Source organism: Achromobacter semiaridum (assembly GCF_053543755.1).
The window spans coordinates 19,481-37,179 of sequence record NZ_JBLVOL010000002.1; the positions used below are offsets into that span (position 1 = coordinate 19,481).

Annotated in this window: 20 protein-coding genes; 9 read left to right on the top strand and 11 right to left on the bottom strand. The window is 63.9% G+C overall.

Annotation, left to right across the window (positions count from 1 at the left end; all coding sequences use genetic code 11):
- Positions 1 to 2 precede the first annotated feature (2 nt).
- Positions 3 to 854 carry a UTP--glucose-1-phosphate uridylyltransferase GalU gene (galU, locus tag ACNPP0_RS00190; protein ID WP_448704707.1) on the bottom strand — a complete coding sequence of 284 codons (852 nt, stop codon included), beginning with the start codon at positions 852 to 854 and terminating at the stop codon, positions 3 to 5.
- Between the two features lie 57 nt (positions 855 to 911).
- Between galU and ACNPP0_RS00195 the strand changes: the two genes are divergently transcribed.
- Positions 912 to 2,435: a M48 family metalloprotease gene (locus tag ACNPP0_RS00195; protein ID WP_332612742.1), complete on the top strand. Its 1,524-nt coding sequence runs from the start codon at positions 912 to 914 to the stop codon at positions 2,433 to 2,435.
- A 59-nt stretch (positions 2,436 to 2,494) separates the two neighbouring features.
- Here ACNPP0_RS00195 and ACNPP0_RS00200 read toward each other — a convergent pair whose 3' ends face one another.
- Genes ACNPP0_RS00200 through ACNPP0_RS00210 form a run of 3 tightly spaced genes read right to left on the bottom strand, consistent with a single transcriptional unit; the run spans position 2,495 to position 4,296 of the window.
- Complete coding sequence (locus tag ACNPP0_RS00200; RefSeq protein ID WP_332612741.1) at positions 2,495 to 3,595, bottom strand: YheT family hydrolase; 1,101 nt, start codon at positions 3,593 to 3,595, stop codon at positions 2,495 to 2,497.
- 17 nt (positions 3,596 to 3,612) lie between these two features.
- A complete protein-coding gene (locus ACNPP0_RS00205; RefSeq protein WP_332612740.1) occupies positions 3,613 to 4,035 on the bottom strand; it encodes a YybH family protein in 423 nt (140 codons plus the stop codon).
- A gap of 45 nt (positions 4,036 to 4,080) precedes the next feature.
- Positions 4,081 to 4,296 carry a zinc-finger domain-containing protein gene (locus tag ACNPP0_RS00210; RefSeq protein WP_006217686.1) on the bottom strand — a complete coding sequence of 72 codons (216 nt, stop codon included), beginning with the start codon at positions 4,294 to 4,296 and terminating at the stop codon, positions 4,081 to 4,083.
- A gap of 298 nt (positions 4,297 to 4,594) precedes the next feature.
- Here ACNPP0_RS00210 and ACNPP0_RS00215 point away from each other — a divergent pair, with 298 nt between their 5' ends.
- From ACNPP0_RS00215 to ACNPP0_RS00225, 3 genes are all read left to right on the top strand, one after another.
- Positions 4,595 to 5,344: an AzlC family ABC transporter permease gene (locus ACNPP0_RS00215; RefSeq protein WP_332612739.1), complete on the top strand. Its 750-nt coding sequence runs from the start codon at positions 4,595 to 4,597 to the stop codon at positions 5,342 to 5,344.
- Positions 5,341 to 5,676: a branched-chain amino acid transport AzlD family protein gene (locus ACNPP0_RS00220; protein ID WP_046803475.1), complete on the top strand. Its 336-nt coding sequence runs from the start codon at positions 5,341 to 5,343 to the stop codon at positions 5,674 to 5,676. The genes ACNPP0_RS00215 and ACNPP0_RS00220 overlap by 4 nt, the downstream gene beginning before the upstream one ends.
- A 382-nt stretch (positions 5,677 to 6,058) precedes the next feature.
- Positions 6,059 to 7,543 (top strand): DEAD/DEAH box helicase, encoded by a 1,485-nt coding sequence (locus tag ACNPP0_RS00225; protein ID WP_448704708.1) that lies wholly within the window; start codon positions 6,059 to 6,061, stop codon positions 7,541 to 7,543.
- A gap of 93 nt (positions 7,544 to 7,636) precedes the next feature.
- Here ACNPP0_RS00225 and ACNPP0_RS00230 read toward each other — a convergent pair whose 3' ends face one another.
- A complete protein-coding gene (locus tag ACNPP0_RS00230) occupies positions 7,637 to 8,020 on the bottom strand; it encodes a thioredoxin family protein (protein WP_448704709.1) in 384 nt (127 codons plus the stop codon).
- 64 nt (positions 8,021 to 8,084) lie between these two features.
- Here ACNPP0_RS00230 and ACNPP0_RS00235 point away from each other — a divergent pair, with 64 nt between their 5' ends.
- The 3 genes from ACNPP0_RS00235 to ACNPP0_RS00245 all read left to right on the top strand — a co-directional run bounded on the left by ACNPP0_RS00235 (position 8,085) and on the right by ACNPP0_RS00245 (position 10,731).
- Positions 8,085 to 8,894 carry an EI24 domain-containing protein gene (locus tag ACNPP0_RS00235; protein WP_332612732.1) on the top strand — a complete coding sequence of 270 codons (810 nt, stop codon included), beginning with the start codon at positions 8,085 to 8,087 and terminating at the stop codon, positions 8,892 to 8,894.
- 34 nt (positions 8,895 to 8,928) lie between these two features.
- Complete coding sequence (locus ACNPP0_RS00240) at positions 8,929 to 9,744, top strand: competence/damage-inducible protein A (protein ID WP_448704710.1); 816 nt, start codon at positions 8,929 to 8,931, stop codon at positions 9,742 to 9,744.
- 123 nt (positions 9,745 to 9,867) lie between these two features.
- The gene (locus ACNPP0_RS00245; protein ID WP_104143548.1) at positions 9,868 to 10,731 is read left to right on the top strand and encodes an IclR family transcriptional regulator; all 864 of its coding nucleotides are present in this window, start codon (positions 9,868 to 9,870) and stop codon (positions 10,729 to 10,731) included.
- A gap of 118 nt (positions 10,732 to 10,849) precedes the next feature.
- On the opposite strand, the gene ACNPP0_RS00250 is transcribed toward ACNPP0_RS00245, so the two are convergent.
- Positions 10,850 to 11,827, bottom strand: coding sequence for a tripartite tricarboxylate transporter substrate binding protein BugD (locus tag ACNPP0_RS00250; RefSeq protein ID WP_332612726.1), 978 nt, complete (start codon positions 11,825 to 11,827; stop codon positions 10,850 to 10,852).
- 382 nt (positions 11,828 to 12,209) lie between these two features.
- Between ACNPP0_RS00250 and phaP the strand changes: the two genes are divergently transcribed.
- Positions 12,210 to 12,788, top strand: a complete 579-nt coding sequence (phaP, locus tag ACNPP0_RS00255) for a phasin family protein (RefSeq protein WP_046803469.1) — start codon at positions 12,210 to 12,212, stop codon at positions 12,786 to 12,788.
- A 150-nt stretch (positions 12,789 to 12,938) separates the two neighbouring features.
- Here phaP and ACNPP0_RS00260 read toward each other — a convergent pair whose 3' ends face one another.
- The 5 genes from ACNPP0_RS00260 to ACNPP0_RS00280 all read right to left on the bottom strand — a co-directional run bounded on the left by ACNPP0_RS00260 (position 12,939) and on the right by ACNPP0_RS00280 (position 17,164).
- Complete coding sequence (locus ACNPP0_RS00260; RefSeq protein WP_448704711.1) at positions 12,939 to 13,982, bottom strand: quinone-dependent dihydroorotate dehydrogenase; 1,044 nt, start codon at positions 13,980 to 13,982, stop codon at positions 12,939 to 12,941.
- Positions 13,983 to 14,048: 66 nt separating this feature from the next.
- The gene (locus ACNPP0_RS00265) at positions 14,049 to 14,783 is read right to left on the bottom strand and encodes an arginyltransferase (RefSeq protein ID WP_332612721.1); all 735 of its coding nucleotides are present in this window, start codon (positions 14,781 to 14,783) and stop codon (positions 14,049 to 14,051) included.
- Between the two features lie 47 nt (positions 14,784 to 14,830).
- A complete protein-coding gene (gene aat, locus ACNPP0_RS00270; RefSeq protein WP_448704712.1) occupies positions 14,831 to 15,643 on the bottom strand; it encodes a leucyl/phenylalanyl-tRNA--protein transferase in 813 nt (270 codons plus the stop codon).
- Positions 15,640 to 16,221: an NUDIX hydrolase gene (locus tag ACNPP0_RS00275; protein ID WP_332612718.1), complete on the bottom strand. Its 582-nt coding sequence runs from the start codon at positions 16,219 to 16,221 to the stop codon at positions 15,640 to 15,642. The genes aat and ACNPP0_RS00275 overlap by 4 nt, the downstream gene beginning before the upstream one ends.
- Positions 16,222 to 16,231: 10 nt before the next feature.
- Positions 16,232 to 17,164, bottom strand: a complete 933-nt coding sequence (locus ACNPP0_RS00280; RefSeq protein ID WP_448704713.1) for a LysR family transcriptional regulator — start codon at positions 17,162 to 17,164, stop codon at positions 16,232 to 16,234.
- A gap of 128 nt (positions 17,165 to 17,292) precedes the next feature.
- Here ACNPP0_RS00280 and ACNPP0_RS00285 point away from each other — a divergent pair, with 128 nt between their 5' ends.
- Positions 17,293 to 17,694 carry a DoxX family protein gene (locus tag ACNPP0_RS00285; protein WP_332612716.1) on the top strand — a complete coding sequence of 134 codons (402 nt, stop codon included), beginning with the start codon at positions 17,293 to 17,295 and terminating at the stop codon, positions 17,692 to 17,694.
- The last annotated feature ends 5 nt before the right edge of the window (positions 17,695 to 17,699 follow it).

Genomic DNA, 17,699 nt, shown 5'->3' on the forward strand with positions numbered 1-17,699 from the left:
GCTTATTCCGGCACCAGTCCGTGATACTTCTTGCCCAGCGCCACGGTGGCTTGGAACATCCCCGCCTTGTTGCCGCAGTCGTAGCGCACGCCGTCAAAACGGTGCGCGAACACCGCGCGCTCACGCATCAGCGAGGCAATGCCGTCCGTCAGCTGGATTTCGTTGCCGGCGCCCATCTTGGTCGAACGCAGGTGGTCGAAAATGGCGGCTTCCAGCACGTAGCGGCCCACGACGGCCAGCGTCGACGGGGCGGCATCGGGTTCGGGCTTTTCCACAATATGCGTGACGCGTTCCGTGCGCGGATCCAGGTTGGCTTCGCCCGCGCGGGTGGCCACGATGCCGTATTTGCGGGTATCGGCGCGAGGCACGTCCTGCACGCCCAGCACGCTGGCGTTCTGGGCCACGGCCACGTCCACCAATTGCTTCATGGCGGGCGGGGCGGCGTCGATCAGGTCGTCGGCCAGCAACACGGCAAAGGGTTCGTCGCCCACGGCGGGGGCGGCCGACAGCACCGCGTGGCCCAGGCCCAGCGGCGCGGATTGGCGAATGTAGAGGCAATTGACATGCGCGGGTAGAATGCCCCGCACCATGGCAAGCAGTTCGTGCTTGGCTTTACTTTCCAGGTCGGATTCAAGTTCCGGAGCCGAGTCGAAGTGGTCTTCGATGGCGCGCTTATTGCGGCCCGTCACGAAGATCAGGTCGGTGATGCCGGCGGCAACCGCTTCTTCAACGGCGTATTGAATCAATGGCTTGTCGACCACGGGCAGCATTTCCTTGGGCATCGCCTTGGTGGCGGGCAGGAAGCGGGTGCCCATGCCGGCGACAGGGAAAACGGCTTTACGGACGGGACGCATTGAGACCTCGTTGGGAGTATCGATGAAACATTTTAAGCTCATCGCTATCATAGGCTTATGAACCGCAGGAACATGCCATCCATTTGCGCTATTGCGAAACGAAGCGCGATTCTCGCCCTGAGCGCCGCGTTGATCGCCCCCTCCATTCCCGTTGCCGCCTGGGCGCAACCGGTTGGTCTGCCATCCATGGGGGCCGCGTCCGCCGCCGAGCTCTCGCCCATGCTGGAACGCAGCCTGGGCGAGGCCATCATGTCGCAGGGCCGACGTGACCCCACTTATATCGACGATCCCGAACTCAGCCAATACCTGACCACCATGGGCCGCAAGCTGGCGGCCTTTGCGCCTGGCGCCGTGCCCGACGTCGAAATGTTCGGCGTGCGTGACCCCGAAATCAACGCTTTTGCGATGCCGGGTGGATTCATCGGCGTCAATACCGGCCTGATCGTGTCCTCGGGCAGCGAATCGGAACTGGCCGCCGTGCTGGCGCACGAAATCGGCCACGTCGTGCAGCGCCACATCGCGCGCGGCATGACGCAGCAAAGCCAGAACGGCATGGTGATGCTGGCCAGTCTGGCCGGCGCGTTGCTCGCCGCGCTGGCGGGCGGGGGTGGCAACCTGGCGATGGGCGTGGCGGCGTTTGGCCAAGCCGCCGCCATCAACCGCCAGCTGGGCTTTTCACGCGATGCGGAACGCGAGGCCGACCGCGCCGGTTTCCAGATGCTGACCAAGGCCGGGTACGACGCCGAGGGCATGTCCCAGATGTTCTCGCGGCTGATGAATGCGTCGCGCCTGAACGAAGGAGCCGGGGGCGGCTCGTGGGCCAGCACCCACCCTTTGTCCATCGAACGGATGTCCGATGTACAAAACCGGGTGCGGTCATTGCCGGCTTCACGCCATATCGACAGCGACGATTTTTGGTACGTGCGCGCCAAGATGCGCGTGGTGCAGGGGCGCGATGCCGTGAGCCTGCGTTCGGCCGGGCAGCAATTGCAGGACGAGGCGCAAGCGCTGTCGGGGGTGCGGCAGTCGGCCGCCTATTACGGCCTGGCCTTGCAGGCGTTCCAGCGCAACAACCTGTCTGAAGCCGACCGGTACTGGAACCTGGCCACCGCAAACGGGCGAAATTCCGCGCAATTGGCCAAGCTTAGCGTCGACATCGCGCTGGCTCGCAAGGACACCGCGCGCGCGCTGGAATTGGCGCAGGCCGCCACCAAGCGCTGGCCGGACCAGCGGGCGTTGGGCATTGCCTATGCGCAGGCGCTGCAAAGCAACGGCCGCCATGCCGAGGCGCAGGATTACCTGCGCGCCAAGATCAAGCAGTGGGGCAGTGACGAACCCGGCCTGTACCAGATGCTGGCGCAAAGCGAAGAGCGCAACGGCAAGCCCGTGCAGGCGCGCCGCGATCTGGCGCGGTTTTATGTCATGACCGGTGCGTTCGCCGCCGCCGAGTCGCAGCTACAGCAGGCGCGCGGCCTGTCGACCGACTTCTACGAGCAATCGCAGATCGACGTGCAGATCAAGGAAGTCAAAGACAAGCTGGCCGAAGAACGGCAGCTGCTGGAACGCTTCAAATCGGGTTGATGGTGGGGCAAAGGCCGGAGTCATCCGGCCGCTTGCCTGCCGCTATGGCACCGCTACCGCTACAGGCCCGTTTCGAAGAACCGGCCCAGCCGCTGAGGCAGCCAGTTCAGGTGTGCGGGAAATGCGCCCGTCGGAAAGCCGGCATGGCCGCCGTCGCTGGGCTGGTGCAGCAGGATCGTGGGCGAGCAATCTTCCGGCTTGGGCAGCGATGCCGCCGGAATGAAGGGGTCGTTGCGGGCGTTGAGCACCAGCGTGGGCACCGAGATCTTGGGCAGCCACGGCTTGCTGGACGCACGCGTCCAGTAGTCCAGCGCATTGCGAAACCCGTGCATCGGCGCCGTGTAGGTGTCGTCGAATTCGCGCAGATCGTGCGCATGCGCGATACGCATCACGTCGATGGCGCCAGGAAAACGGTGCGCCTTTTCCAATACCTTGTGCTTGAGCGTCTTCAGGAAATGCGCGGTGTACACGCGCCGGTTGAAAATGCCGGTGGACAGCGTTTTGCCGCAGGCAACCAGGTCCAGCGGCACGGAGACGCCTGCCGCGGCAGTTAGCCAGGTGGTGTCTTCCTGGTGTTCACCCAGGTATTTCAATAGCGCGTTGCCGCCCAGCGACACGCCCACCGCATGCCAGCGCGCATGCGGAATGCGGTCGCGCACGGTCTTGAGCAGGAAGCCGACTTCTGCGGAATCGCCCGAGTAATACGCGCGCGCCAGGCGGTTGGGCACACCCGAACAACCCCGAAAATGCGCAATGACGACGATCCAGCCGCGCGCGCGGAAATAATGGGCAACGGACTGGGCGTAGCGGCTGTTGCTGCCGCCTTCCAGGCCATGGAACAGGATCAGCGCGGGGGTGTCGGGCGTTTGCGGCAGCGACTGCCAATCGGGAGCCGTCATCCACCGAGCCGCGGCGGTCTTGCCATTGGCAACCGGGCCCTGTCCGCTGACGGGCGCACCGTCGGCGGCCTTGTGCGGAAACAGGCCGGGGCCGGTCCAGTCGAAGTCCACGAAATCGGTGTCGGGCGTGTCTACCCGGTCGCGAACGAAGGCGATCCGGTGGTATTGCGCGAACAGGGACGCGTAGACCGTCTGGCTGTCGCCTCCGGGTAACCAGGAGGGGACGGGGCAGGAAGACGAGTCAAGACGAGCAGCGGCCAACTAAAAATCCACCCGATTCAATGCAGCATGTCGGGTACGTCGTGCAAGTCGAGCACCCCGGCTTCCGTGGGCGCCGACGACGAATGATGCATGACCATGCGCCATCCGGTTGGGCCCTTGTGGTAGATGTTCGTGGCGTAGCAGTTTGCAAACTGCATGCCTTCGCGCGTGCGTACCGCCACCTGTTCAACCAGCACGTGCACCGCGCACATCATGCTGAGCATGACCAGCGGCCGCAGTGGACGGACATGCAGCGGCCCATTGGACAGCACCTGCTGCCAGGAGTCGTGCACCGCCGAGTGGCCAACAATGCGCAGGCCCCCGGGGTGAATGCAGACGACTTCTTCGTCGTCGGCCCACACCTGCATCAGGCGGACGCAGTCCCCCTGTTCAAGGGCTTCGTAGAACGCGTGTTCGGCTTCTTCGGGGGTGGCAAACATGTGGCAGCTGTAACCGTGGCGTGGGGCGTCGAAGGCGGCGGGGGCTTAGTGGTGACCGTGCAGCACCGTGCCGGCCTTCAGGCGATATTGCGCGCCGCAGTAGGCGCAGCTTGCAGAGCCGGTACGGGCCACGTCAAGGAAGACGCGCGGGTGCATGCTCCACAGCGGCGCCTTCGGGCCGGGACAGAAAACGGGCAGGTCTTCAGCGCCGACTTCAATGACTTCGTGAGCGTTCGGGACGGCGGCCGGGGCAGCGGTCATGGATCTTCCTGAATAAAAAAACCGATAAACGGCGGGTTGGGCAATGTGCGGCCGGTATCGAACCCACCGCGCGAATCACAACTGACTTAGCCAGTGATGGTACTTCGGGACGCGGCCATTCACCATGGCCGATTTTGCGCCGCACCAGGCCCGACCAGCCAAGAATTTTCAGGCGCGTATTGTATCAAGCGACGAGGTTACAATACCGGCCTATTCGCGCACCGCCGTGGTGCCATTCGGCCCACGCAATCCGTAAGAGTTCCCATGTCGTCCTGTCCGAACCGCCAGGGGTCAGCCGTTGGCTTCTGAATCCGCGCTTTCTGAATCCGAAGATCCCGGCGCGGTGCGCCAGCAGCGCCTGAACGCCTTTCGTGCCGGCGTGCACGCCATCGTGCCCGCATTGATCGCCACGGCGACCTGGGGCCTGGTGACGGGCGTGGCCATGGTCAAGTCGGGGCTGACCGAATCCATGGCGCTGGCCATGACGCTGTTGCTGTACGCGGGATCGGCCCAGTTGACGTCATTGCCGCTGATCGCCACGGGCGCACCGCTGTGGCTGATCTTCGCCGCCGGTTTCGTCGTGAACCTGCGCTTCCTGATTTTCGGTGCTGCCTTGCAGCCGTATTTCCGGCATCTGTCCTGGCCCAAGCGCTTGGGGTTGGGCTACTTCACTACCGATATGGGTTTCGTGCTGTTCATGCCGCGCTACGGCGATTCGGCCGAACGCGGCACGCGCGACCAACTCTGGTTCTTCCTGGGCACCATCGTGCCGGGCTGGCTTGTGTGGCAGTCGTCTTCCATCGTCGGCATCTACCTGGGCACCATGGTGCCCACCGGCTGGTCGCTGGATTTTGCGGCGGTGCTGGCCCTGCTGGCGATTACCGTGCCGCTGGCCAACTCCAAGCCGATGCTGGTCTCCATGCTGGCCGCCGGCGTCGTGGCCTGGACGGGGCAGGTCCTGCCGTTGCGGCTGGGCCTGGCCGCGGCCGTGATCGCGGGCGTGGTAGCCGGCATGTGGGCCGAACGATTCTTCAAGGCGCGCCCATGACCCTCTGGCCCTCCGAGATCTACGTCTATTCGGCCATCCTGTTGCTGGCCCTGTGCAGCGTCCTGACGCGCGCCGGTTTCATGCTTTTCGGCGATTACATTCCTTTGCCCGATGGCGTTCGGCGTGCCTTGCGCTATGCGCCCGCCGCCGCGCTGACGGCCATCGTCGTGCCGGACCTGTTGCCCTGGAAGGCCGGCCTGGGGCCGGTGTTCGATTACAAGCTGGTGGCCGGCCTGGTCGCCATCCTGGTTTTTCTGCGCACGCGCAGCGCGGTGTTGGTGATCGTGGTCGGCATGCTGGTCTTGTGGGGGCTGCGCTGGCTGGCCGGCTGATGTTCGGCTTTCGAATTTGATTAGTCCATCTGGTGGACAGCCTAAACCGGCTGGAAGCGGGCGCGCCCGTTGTCTGGCGGTGTTGCCGTACCCGCCTGAAACCACTCTTTGATGTTGTGGTAGGGCGCCTGCGCTAAAATCCACGTTATCCACAGCAATCCGGGCCTGGTACTGCCCTCATAAGTATCGAATCCAGAATGCGCCCGCTGGCCTGCAAGGCAGGGTGCCGATTGCCCGCGAAGCCGAATCCGCTTCGCGGCGATTTGCGTGCCGTCGCGATGCGACCACGCGTATTCAGATTGCCCCGATGCATATGTAGTGCAGTGCATGTAGCACTCTCGTTTTGTTCTTTTTCACTGGTCCCGGTATCTGCCAAACCCTGATGACTGAATCCACTCAATCCGTAGCACCCCCCGCCGACGCGCCCGCGCCGACGTTTGCCGATTTTGGACTGCACCCGCTGCTGCTCCAGTCCATCGCCGAAACCGGCTACACCATTCCGACGCCCATTCAGGCGCAAGCCATCCCCGTCGTGGTGGAAGGGCGCGACGTCATGGGCGCTGCCCAGACCGGCACCGGCAAGACGGCCGCGTTCACCGTGCCCATCCTGCACCGCCTGATGCCGCTGGCCAACACCAGCGCCTCGCCGGCGCGCCACCCGGTGCGCGCGCTGATCCTCACGCCCACGCGCGAGCTGGCCGACCAGGTGTTTGAAAGCGTCAAGCGCTACAGCAAGCAAACGCCGCTGCGTTCCGCCGTGGTATTCGGGGGCGTGGATATCGGTCCGCAAAAAGAAGCGCTGCGTCGCGGCTGCGAGATCCTGGTGGCCACGCCGGGCCGTCTGCTGGACCACGTTGAACAAAAGAACGTCAACCTGAGCCAGGTCGGCATCCTGGTGTTGGACGAAGCCGATCGCATGCTGGACATGGGCTTTCTACCCGACCTGGAACGCATCATCCGCTTGCTGCCCGCGCAGCGCCAAGGCCTGCTGTTTTCGGCCACGTTCAGCAACGAAATCCGCAAGCTGGGCCGCTCGTATTTGAATCAGCCGGTTGAAATCGAAGTCGCGGCGCGCAACGCCACCGCCACCACCATCACGCAAATCGCCTACAAGATGTCCAGCGACGCCAAGCGCGCCGCCGTGGTGCATCTGGTGAAGTCGCGCGGCCTGAAGCAGGTGATCGTGTTTTCGAACACCAAGATCGGCACGGCCCGGCTGGCCCGCGAACTTGAACGCGATGGCGTCAAGGCCGAATCGATCCACGGCGACAAAACCCAGGCCGACCGCATGAAGGCGCTGGAAGCCTTCAAGGCCGGCGACCTGGAAGTGCTGGTGGCCACCGACGTGGCCGCGCGCGGCCTGGACGTGGCCGGCGTGCCTTGCGTCATCAACTATGACCTGCCGTACAACGCCGAAGACTACGTGCACCGCATTGGCCGTACCGGTCGCGCGGGCGCATCGGGCGAAGCCATTGCGCTGTTCACGCCGGATGAAGAGCGTTTCCTGCTCGACATCGAAAAGCTGATCAAGCGCGAAGTGCCGCGCGGCACGCTGGATTTGCCCGCCGACGCCGTGGCGCGCAGCCATCGCCGCAGCGAAGATCGTCCAACGTCCTCGTCCTCGCGCGAGGGGCGTGATTCGGGTCGTGAAGGAAGCCGTGGCGACCGTGGTGGCCGTTCGTCCGATCGCCGTTCGGGCTATACCTCGGGCGGCTCGCGCCAACCGGTGGATGATTTCTTCCTGAAGCCCTACGAACCCTCGGCGTCGTCTTCGGCCGAGCAAGAACCGGCGCGCAAGAACGACAGTGGTTCGTCTGCGCCCAAGCGCCAGGTAGCAGTGTTGCTGGGCGGATCGCGCAAAAACTGATCGCCGCCTCGCGCCGCATAAAAATACCCGCAACGCCGTTTGGCCTTGCGGGTTTTTTTATCGGCTTTTATCGGCCTTTTATTGGGCCGGAAATCAGGCGGCCAGCAGCTTGGGCAGGTCTGGCAATGCGCTGGTCACCGCCGGGCTGTTCGCATCCACGCTTTCAATCAGGCGTTCCAGATGGCCGATGTGCGGCAGCATGGGGCCGTAGAACACCACGCGCGAACCGATTTGCACGAGCAGGGTGGGGAAGTTCTCGACATCAATATCGCCCAGCAGTTCGGCATGGTCTTCGATGTCGATCCAGGCGAAGGCGTGCTGCGGCAGCGCATCGGCCAGGGCTTGCAGCTTGGGCTTGTATTGTTCGCAGGTGTCGCACCACGCCGCGCAGAAGCAGGCGATGAGCCAAGTGTCGGGGGTTGCGCTTAGCCGCGCGCGCAAGGCGGCCAGGTCGGAGCCGGGTACGAGTAGAGACATGTGAGCAGATCGGGGCGTGTTTGACTATCATACCCGGGATGTCCACCCCCTTTTTCAAGCTCTTATGACCGCTTTACGCACTGATCCCGCCGCGCCCGGCAATGGCCGATTCTCTGGTGCCGGCACGGGCGCCGTCAGCGTGGGCCAGGCGTTCAAGCGCGCGCTTGTATCGCAATGCCATCCCACGATGCTGTTCGCGGTGCTGCTGCCATTCCTGATTGCGCTGGTTGGCGCGTTCCTGTTGCTGTATCTGTTCTGGACGCCGTTGACCGACTGGCTGCGGGCCGAAGTGTCCCACTGGGACATGGTGAACCGGGCCGACGAATGGATGATCGCAATGGGCCTGTTTTCGCTCAAGATCTATCTCATCCCGGTCATTGCCGCCGCCATTTTGCTGCCCGTGTCCGGCATTCTGGGCCTGGCGATTGCCGCCGTTTTTGTAATGCCGCTGGTGCTGCGTCACGTGGGGCAGCGCGAATATGCCAGCGTGACGCCGCAAGGCAAGTTCTCGACGGCGGTCAGCGTGTGGAACGCCGTCTGGGTGTCGGCCGCGTTTGCCGCCGGCTGGGTGTTGACGTTGCCCCTGTGGCTGGTGCCGCCCATGGCGATCATCCTGTCGATCTTCTGGTGGGCCTTTGCTTTTTCGCGGATGATGCGCGTGGACGCCATCGTGGAACACGCCAGTCCCGAAGAACGCAAGCTCATCCTGGAACGCAACAACGGCGGCTTCTGGACCATCGGGCTTATTTGTTCCCTGCTGAACCTGTTGCCCCCCGCCTGGATTATCCTGCCGGTGTTTTCGGCGCTGGTCTACGCGCACTATGGCCTGGAGGCGCTTCGGCGCCTGCGCCAGGATCGCGTCATCGAAGCCTGACCGGCATTTAACCCTTACCGTTTTGGAACTGGACATGGCCGCAGAATCCGCCGCCCGTCGCATCGGTCTTATCATCGTTGGCGATGAAATCCTCTCGGGCCGCCGTCAGGACAAGCATTTTTCAAAAGTCGTCGAGCTGCTCAGTGCTCGTGGCATGCAACTGGGGTGGGCCGAATTCCTGCCCGACGACCGTGACACGCTGGTGGCCGCCTACAAGCGCAGCTTCGCCACCGGCGATGTCGTGTTTTCCTGCGGTGGCATCGGCGGCACGCCTGATGACCACACCCGCCAAGCCGCCGCCGCAGCCCTGGGCTTGCCATTGTCGCTGCACCCGGAAGCCGAACAGGCCATCGCACTGCGCACCGCCGAAATGGCCGCCAAGGGCCAGGGCACGGCCGACATGAGCGCGCCGGAAAACCAGCAGCGGCTGCAAATGGGCGTATTCCCGCAAGGCTGCGAGATCGTTCCCAACCCGTACAACCGCATTCCAGGCTTCTTCATTCACGACCACACCTTTGTGCCCGGCTTTCCCGTGATGGCTTGGCCGATGCTGGAATGGACGCTGGACACGCGCTATCGTGCACTGCAACATGTGCGCGCCCATGTCGAGCATTCGTTCCTGGTGTTCAGCATGCCCGAATCGCGCATCACGCCGGCCATGATTACCGTCGAAAGCCGCTGGCCAGACGTGCGCGCCTTCAGCCTGCCCAGCGTGGGCGAAGCGGGGGGAACGCCCCATATTGAGCTGGGCGTCAAGGGGGAACCGTCGGCCGCCGCCGAGGCGCTGGACTTCCTGCGCGCCGAGGTGTTGCGCCTGGGCGGAAAGCTGGCGCCGCCTGCCGCTGCCTGAGCTCGTCGCAAAAAAGCCATTGCAAAATGGCGCCTTAAATTTCACAATACGGGAAAGAACTGTTTGCTGCGTTGCCGCAAGGCCGGTCTTTTACGGCGTTGTGGCGCGAGCCTATCTCCCCCTATGCCCCGTCTGACGACACCCCGCACTCCCCTGGACGCCGAGACCGAAGGCGCGTCCGGCCATCCCATCGCCATCCAGGTCATCGAGCGGGCCATGCGCCTGCTCGACGCCCTGGCCGCGCAGCAGGACCCGGTCACCCTCAAGGAATTGTCGGCCACCACCGGCCTGCACGCCTCGACCGCGCACCGCATCCTGAACGACCTGGTTGTGGGCCGCTACGTTGAACGCGTGGACAACGGCCTGTATCAGCTGGGCATGCGCCTGCTGGAATTGGGGTCGCTGGTGAAAGGGCGCCTGAACGTTCGCGAAGCGGCCATTTCCGCCATGCGGTCCCTGCACAAGCTAACGGGGCAGACCATCAACCTGTCGGTTCAGCAGGGTGACGAAATCGTCTATATCGACCGCGCCTGGAGCGAACGCTCCGGCATGCAGGTGGTGCGTGCCATTGGCGGCCGCGCGCCTTTGCACCTGACGTCTACCGGCAAGCTGTTCCTGTCCACCGGCGATGCGCGTCAGGTGCGCGCGTACGCGCTGCGCACCGGCCTGGCCGGCCACACACGCAATAGCCTGACCGACCTGGATCGCCTGGAACGTGAACTGGCGCTGGTGCGGCGCCACGGGTACGCGCGGGACAACGAAGAGTTGGAACTGGGCGTGCGCTGCATCGCCGCCGGGATTTTCGACGACACCGGCAAGCTGGTGGCCGGGCTGTCCATTTCGGCCCCGGCTGAACGCTTGCAGGATGACTGGATTCGCGCTCTGGTCGATACCGCCGCCAGCATTTCCGAGGCGCTGGGTTATGAACCTTCCGTGTCCACGGGATTCAATGGTCTGGGTATGGCGGCGGAAGCCTTGCGCCCGTAATCAACTGCCGTCGTCCGGGCCGCGGGGCGGCTGCCGGGTTTAGGGCTATCGTCGATTCCTGCTGCGGACCATGAAAAAAGCCCCTTGCGGGGCTTTTTGTCTTTCTGCCAGGGTCAGCTTATTGCTGCTCGACGCCTGCCTTCTTGAACAGTTCGGCCCATTGCGGGACTTGCTGCTTGACCTTGGCGTCAAGCGCCTGCGGGTTGGCTTCGGCCGTCAGCACCGTGGCGCCCAGCTGCTTCATGCGTTCCTGGAACTTCGGGTCGGCCAGGCCGGCCTGCAAGCTCTTGATCAGCTTGTCCACCACCGGCTTGGGCGTGCCCTTGGGCACCCACATCCCGTGCCAGATGCCGACTTCGAAGCCCTTGTAGCCGGATTCGTCCATCGTTGGCAGCTTGTCCAGCGTGGGCACGCGCTTCAGGCTGGTCACGGCATAGGCCTTGACCTTGCCGCTTTCGATCTGCTGCGTCGTGTTGGTGGTCTGGTCGCACAGCAGGTCGACCTGCTTGCCCAGCAAATCGTTCATGGCGGGCGCGGTGCCCTTGTACGGAATCGTCAACAGCTGGACGCCCAGCGCTTCCACCAGCATGGTGCCGCACAGGTGGCTGGCCGCGCCGATGCCGGCGTTGGCGAGCGACACCTTGTCCTTGTTCTGTTTGACGTATTCGGCCAGTTCCTTGATGTTGTTGGGCGGGAAGTCCGAGCGCGCGATGATGGTCATGGGCACGTCGACCACCAGGCCGATGGGCTCAAAGCTCTTGTACGGGTCGTAGCCTGGGTTCTTGTACAGGGACGGCGCCGTGGAGAAGCCGGCGTGCATCAGCAGAATGGAATAGCCGTCCGGCTGGGCGCGCGCAACCTGCGTGGTGCCGATGGTGCCGCCGGCACCGCCCTTGTTCTCAACCACGACCGTCTGTCCCAGGCTCGGCCGCATGGCTTCTGCCAGCGATCGGGCGACGTTGTCGGTCGGGCCGCCTGCGGCGAACGGCACCACCATATTGATGGGGCGTTCCGGAAATTCCGCGTGGGCGGCGCCGGCCGCGAACATGGCGCTGGCCGCGAGCAGGGCCGTAAGCGTGCGGGGAATAAAGGTCATGAAGTCTCCAATTGCAGGGTTTTGCTTGCTGCGATTTAGTTTTTGGCCGCTGACATATGGATTGTTTTTTCTGTCATCAGCGTGAAGGCAGTTTAGAAAAGAATTGATACGCCGTCATGTCGGGTTTTTCCCGAAGCAGGGCAAAACCTTGTTCTGGATCAATGGCGTGCACGCGCCTGCACCGTTAAAGTGCAAATACTTGTTGCGTTGCACAAAAACCGCTTGACAGCAATTTGTGGCAGTCTAGAATGTGAATTGTGCAGTGCATCAAACGGGCCGGCGGTAGCTTGTAGTACCAGTTTCCGCGCACGTTCCTATTTCTCGTCGCAGACACCTATCCTTCTTGCCGGAAAGCTTCCGGCTACCCCTAAAGGAGCATTCTATGAGCGCAATTCCGCAGCAAGTCCTGGATCGCCAAAAGGCCAGCATCAACACTTTTGTGGCCGCCCAGTCCGCCGTTTTCGCCGGCTTTGAAAAGCTGGTTGAGCTGAACATGAAGGTCGTGCGCGCCACGCTGGACGAAGTCGCCCAGAAGTCGCAGCAAGCCTCTGAAGTCAAGGATCCGCAGGAAGCCGCCGCGTTCGCGTCGGGCCTGCTGCAGCCGGGCGCTGAAAAGGCCATGGCTTACACCAAGCACGTGTATGACATCGTTGCCGGCGTGCAAGGCAGCCTGGTCAAGCTGACCGAAGAGCAAATCGCTGAAAGCCAGCAGCAACTGAGCGAAGCCGTCGACCAACTGTCGAAGAACGCTCCGGCTGGTTCGGAAAGCGCCGTTGCCCTGATCAAGTCCTCGCTGGCCACCGCGACCAGCGCCTACGACTCCGTGACCAAGGCTGCCAAGCAGGCTGCTGAAGTCGCCGAATCGAACCTGAATGCCGCCGCCAACGCGACCTTCAAGGCTGCGACGGATGCCGCCGACGCCGCCACCAAGGTTGCCAGCCGTAGCCGTCGCACCGCCTGAGTCCTGGCGCGCGATGCTGCGCAAATCGCAGTAATGTAGTACTGTTGAGTGACAGAGCAGAGCTGGAATTAGGGCCACCCACCGGGTGGCCCCTTTTTTTGTCCCGCATTTTTCGCTGCGCGTTGCGCGCTGCGAGTGTGGGGATAGGGTTCAGCGCTTCGCCGTGGCCCGCACGCATTCGCCCACCAGGGCGGGGCCCCGGTAGATCAAGCCCGTATACAACTGCACGGCGTCCGCGCCGGCGTCCATCTTTTCGCGGGCCTGTGCGCCCGACAACACCCCGCCAACCCCGATGATCGCGATGCTGTCGCCCAACTGCGCCTTCAAGCGGCGGATCACTTTCAATGACAGCTCGTGCACCGGCGCGCCGGACAGGCCGCCTGCCTCGTCGGCATGCGCCTGGCCCGCGACTGCATCGCGCGACAGCGTGGTGTTGGTGGCGATGACGCCGTCGATGCCATGGCGGGGCAGGGTGTCCGCGATGGCGTCGATCTGTTCTTCCGTCAGGTCGGGCGCGATCTTTACCGCCATGGGCACGCGACGCTGGTGCTGGTCTTCCAGCGCCCGGCGCTTGTCGGCTAACTGCGCCAGCAAGGCCGAAAGCTCGTCCCCGCTTTGCAACGCGCGCAGATTCTTGGTGTTGGGCGACGAAATATTCACCGTCACGTAATCGGCATGCGGATACACGCCGTCCAGCCCGATCAGGTAATCATCAGCGGCGCGCTCGATCGGCGTGTCCGCGTTCTTTCCGATATTCAAGCCCAGAATGCCGCCTTGCTTGCGCCACTGGCTGCGCTGCACGTTCGCCAGGAACGCGGGCAGGCCCTGGTTGTTGAAGCCCAGCCGGTTGATCAGCGCGTTGGCGCGCGGCAGGCGGAACATGCGCGGCTTGGGGTTGCCGGGTTGCGCGCGAGGCGTCACGGTGCCGACTTCAATGAACCCAAAGCCCAGGTTGCCCAGCGCATCGATATAGGCGCCGTTCTTGTCCAGCCCCGCCGCCAGCCCGATGGGGTTGGCCAGCCGCATGCCCATCAGCGTGCACGGCGCCGACGGCTGCGCATGCATCAGCTTGCGCGTGGCGCCGCATTCATAAGCGCGTTGCAGGCCCGACAGCGTGACTTCGTGGGCGGTTTCCGCGTCCATGGCGAAAAGCGCCGGGCGGGCCAGGGGGTAGGCGTGAAAGAGGATAGACATGGGGCGGAATTGTAGAGCCAATTTCGCCGCGCTTGCCGCAATCGAGCAGCGCACCGCCAGTGAGAATCAAAGGGACAGGTAGTCCTGATTCCGCCATTCCCCGTCGACAAGAAACTGCGCGGGCTGGAAGCTGGACTTGTAGGACATCTTGCGGCTTTCGGCGATCCAGTAGCCCAGGTAAAGCCAGGGCAGGTTCAAGGTGCGGCACTGCTCGATCTGCCACAGGATGCTGTAGGTGCCCAGGCTGCCTTGGACATCGGGGTCGTAAAAGGTATAGACCGACGACAGCCCGTCATCCAGCACGTCGATGATCGACACCATCATCAGTACACCGTCCGCGTCGCGAAATTCCACCAGCCGCGTGTTGACCCGGCTGGTCAGCAGGAACTGCGCATATTGCGTGCGACTGTCTTCGTCCATGCCGCCGCCCGGATGCCGGCCTTGCTGGTAGCGCGTATACAGCCGGTAATGCTCTGGCGACCACGCCAGCTCCGCGACGAACGACTGCAACGACTGGTGATCGCGCCACGCCCGCCGCTGGCTGCGGTTAGGGGCAAAGCCCGACGTGTCCACGCGTACGGGCACGCAGGCATGGCAGCTGTCGCAATGGGGACGGTACGTGAACAGCCCGCTGCGGCGAAAGCCCTGTTCGACCAGTTGGGAATAGGTGCCCGCGTTAATCAGATGCCCGGGCGCGGCAACCTGCGACCGCGCCTGGCGGCCCGGCAGATAGCTGCACGGGTAAGGCGCGGTTGCATAGAACTGCAGCGTGGAGAAGGGAAGTTCTTTGAGCTGGCTCATGGGGAAGTGCACATCGCGCGGTACGTCCGCGACGCGATGGCTACATATTAACGCTTAAGTGACGTCTTATCGGACGCTGAATCCGCCCCCGGATTGGCTGTCGGATGGGGCGGGGCACCGGTTGCGGGCAACAGGCGCCCACGGCTGTCCAGCGTGCCCGGCGCCCAGAAAATCGGGGGCTGAGCGGCGACCCGGCGCACATGTTGCAAGAACTGCGCGCGTGGGATGGGGCGTGCGCCCAAGCTGGCCAGATGCTGAGTCTGCTGCTGGCAATCGATACGCTCGACGCCTTGCGCGGCCAGGTAGCGAACCAGGTACGCCAGCGCAATCTTCGACGCGTTGGGCGCGCGCGTGAACATGGATTCGCCAAAGAACATGCGCCCCAGGCTAATGCCATACAGCCCGCCGGCAAGCTGGCCGTCGATCCAGGTTTCGATGCTGTGCACGTAGCCCGCGCGGTGCCATTCGGCATACGCCTGCTGCATGGCGGCGGTAATCCAGGTGCCGGGTTGACCGTCACGGGGGGCGGCGCATTGCGCCATGACCTGCGAAAACACCGTGTCGACGCGCACCTGCACGCGCGGCTGGGCGTCGATTTCCTGCGCCGCGATCTGCCGCAGCAGTTTGCGCAGCGAATGGGACGGCGAAAAATCCTTGATGGCCAGCACCATGCGCGGGTCCGGGCTCCACCACAACACCGGCTCACCTTCCGAATACCAGGGAAAGATGCCGTTCGAGTAAGCCTGTATCAGCCTGTCCATCGACAGGTCCGCGCCGGCCGCAAGCAGGCCGGCGGGCTCCGTCAGCGCATATTCCGCGGGCGGAAACGGGGTCTCGACGGCAAGCCAGGGCAGCTTCAACGGTGCGATTCTAGGGTGTAGTGATGGGGCACGAACGCGCCGTGGCGACGGTCGTCGAAGTAGTGCTGCAAGGTCGTGGCCACCGTGCGAAACGCCAGGTCGTCCCACGGAATGTCGGCTTCGTCGTACCAGCGGGCTTCCAGGCTTTCGGGGCCCGGGTCCAGTTCGGGACCCAGGGCCCGGGCCAGGTAGAACACGTGCACCTGGTCGATCTGCGGCAGGTCGATCATGGTGTAGAGCTCGCCAAGCTGAATGCGCGCGCCGGATTCTTCCAGCGTTTCGCGGGCGGCTCCTTGTGCGGTGCTTTCGCCCAACTCCATGAAACCGGCCGGCAGCGTCCAGGTGTTGTAGCGCGGTTCAATCGCGCGACGGCAGAGCAGTACGCGGTTTTCCCACACCGGCACCGTGCCGACCACCAGCCGCGGGTTCTGGTAGTGGATCGCGCCGCAGTGATCGCAGACGTCGCGTTCGCGGTTGTCGCCTTCCGGCACCCGGCGGGTGATGGGCGTGGCGCACTGGCTGCAAAAAAGCGAACGGCGGGGGGCGGGGAAGTATTCGATGGACGGTTTCGCGGTCATGGGTAGGATTCTAACGGCTGCGGCGTGCCGTGGCGCGTCCCCCGGGGGCGACCGGTGCGCTGCCGCCAAACCGATCTTCAAGATGCTCGACGAAAGAGCGGACCTTCGGCGACAGGAAGCGGCGATGCGGATAGATCGCGTACATGGAGATGGGTGTGTGCGCATAGTCGGCCAGCAAGGCCACCAGGCGGCCCGCGCGGATGTCGTCGCCCACCAGGAATTCGGGTTGCAGAATGACCCCATGGCCCGCCAGGGCCGCCGTGCGCAGTACATCGCCGTTATTGGCCCGCAGCGCCGCGTTCACCCGCACCAGATGCGTCACGCCGTCCTTCTCGAAGTGCCATTCATTGCCGGTGCTGGCGTAGGAATAGTGCAGGCAACGATGCTGCTTCAAGTCTTCCGGGGTGGTCGGTGTGCCGTGCTGCTTCAGGTAGGCCGGCGCCGCGCAGACCAGCAACTGCTGCGGCGCCAGCGGGCGCGCAACCAACGATGAATCCTGGAGCGGACCGATACGCACCGCCACGTCGTACCCGTCTTCGACCAGATCCACCACGCGGTCGTTCAGGTCCAGGTCGATGATGACGTCGGGATAACGTTGCAGGTATTCGGCAATGGCCGGCCCCAGGTGCAGGATGCCGAACGACACGGGCGCGCTGACGCGCAAACGGCCGCTGGGACGCTGGCCTTCCGCCTGTAGCGACAGCTCCAGGTCGGCGACTTCCGCCAGGATCGGCCGCACGCGCTCGTAGAAGGCGCGCCCTGCGTCCGTCATGCTGAGCTTGCGGGTGGTGCGGTTCAACAGGCGCACGCCGTACTTCTGTTCCAGGTAGGCGATTTGCCGCGTCACGACCGAACGCGCCTGGCCCATCTTGTCGGCGGCTGCCGCGAACGAGCCTAGCTCCACGACCTTGGCATAGGTCTGCATGGCGGTGTGAGTGTCCAAGATTGTTTCCTATCGGGGAACAATAATTTGCAATTCTGCCTATTTATCTTTGTTTTTGGAATCGTAAGAATGGCGGCCTGATGCATCGTCCGGTCCTGGACGATCCGCGCTACCCAGAAGGATTCCCCATGATCGATACCCGTACCGCTCCCTACGCCGCGCTGTTGCTGCGCGTGGCGCTTGGCGTCATGTTCCTGGCACATGGCTTGACCAAGCTGCTTGTCTTCACGCTGCCCGGCACCGCGCAGTTCTTCGCCAAGATCGGCTTTGCCGGCTGGCTGGCGTATCCGGTCACGTTCTTTGAAGTGGGCGCCGGCGTGCTGCTGGTCCTGGGCATCGTCCCGCGCTGGGTGGCGGCCATTGCGGTGGTGCAGCTGTTCGTGGCCTCGACCGTGCACTTTGGCAACGGCTGGGGCTTCGGCAACGCGGGCGGCGGCTGGGAATATCCGATTTTCCTGACCGTGGCGGCCGCCGTGCTGATGCTGCTGGGCGATGGCAAATTCGCCCTGGTCAAAAGCGGCCGCGGCTGATCCTG

What these genes read in the sequence shown, in the direction of transcription:
- ACNPP0_RS00260 (WP_448704711.1), bottom strand. Translation starts at nt 13,982, where the DNA reads ATGTCTATCCTCTTTCACGCCTACCCCCTGGCCCGCCCGGCGCTTTTC.
- ACNPP0_RS00235 (WP_332612732.1), top strand. Translation starts at nt 8,085, where the DNA reads ATGACCGCTTTACGCACTGATCCCGCCGCGCCCGGCAATGGCCGATTC.
- ACNPP0_RS00285 (WP_332612716.1), top strand. Translation starts at nt 17,293, where the DNA reads ATGATCGATACCCGTACCGCTCCCTACGCCGCGCTGTTGCTGCGCGTG.
- ACNPP0_RS00240 (WP_448704710.1), top strand. Translation starts at nt 8,929, where the DNA reads ATGGCCGCAGAATCCGCCGCCCGTCGCATCGGTCTTATCATCGTTGGC.
- galU (WP_448704707.1), bottom strand. Translation starts at nt 854, where the DNA reads ATGCGTCCCGTCCGTAAAGCCGTTTTCCCTGTCGCCGGCATGGGCACC.
- ACNPP0_RS00230 (WP_448704709.1), bottom strand. Translation starts at nt 8,020, where the DNA reads ATGTCTCTACTCGTACCCGGCTCCGACCTGGCCGCCTTGCGCGCGCGG.
- ACNPP0_RS00210 (WP_006217686.1), bottom strand. Translation starts at nt 4,296, where the DNA reads ATGACCGCTGCCCCGGCCGCCGTCCCGAACGCTCACGAAGTCATTGAA.
- ACNPP0_RS00225 (WP_448704708.1), top strand. Translation starts at nt 6,059, where the DNA reads ATGACTGAATCCACTCAATCCGTAGCACCCCCCGCCGACGCGCCCGCG.
- ACNPP0_RS00245 (WP_104143548.1), top strand. Translation starts at nt 9,868, where the DNA reads ATGCCCCGTCTGACGACACCCCGCACTCCCCTGGACGCCGAGACCGAA.
- ACNPP0_RS00275 (WP_332612718.1), bottom strand. Translation starts at nt 16,221, where the DNA reads ATGACCGCGAAACCGTCCATCGAATACTTCCCCGCCCCCCGCCGTTCG.
- phaP (WP_046803469.1), top strand. Translation starts at nt 12,210, where the DNA reads ATGAGCGCAATTCCGCAGCAAGTCCTGGATCGCCAAAAGGCCAGCATC.
- ACNPP0_RS00195 (WP_332612742.1), top strand. Translation starts at nt 912, where the DNA reads ATGAACCGCAGGAACATGCCATCCATTTGCGCTATTGCGAAACGAAGC.
- ACNPP0_RS00250 (WP_332612726.1), bottom strand. Translation starts at nt 11,827, where the DNA reads ATGACCTTTATTCCCCGCACGCTTACGGCCCTGCTCGCGGCCAGCGCC.
- ACNPP0_RS00265 (WP_332612721.1), bottom strand. Translation starts at nt 14,783, where the DNA reads ATGAGCCAGCTCAAAGAACTTCCCTTCTCCACGCTGCAGTTCTATGCA.
- ACNPP0_RS00205 (WP_332612740.1), bottom strand. Translation starts at nt 4,035, where the DNA reads ATGTTTGCCACCCCCGAAGAAGCCGAACACGCGTTCTACGAAGCCCTT.
- ACNPP0_RS00220 (WP_046803475.1), top strand. Translation starts at nt 5,341, where the DNA reads ATGACCCTCTGGCCCTCCGAGATCTACGTCTATTCGGCCATCCTGTTG.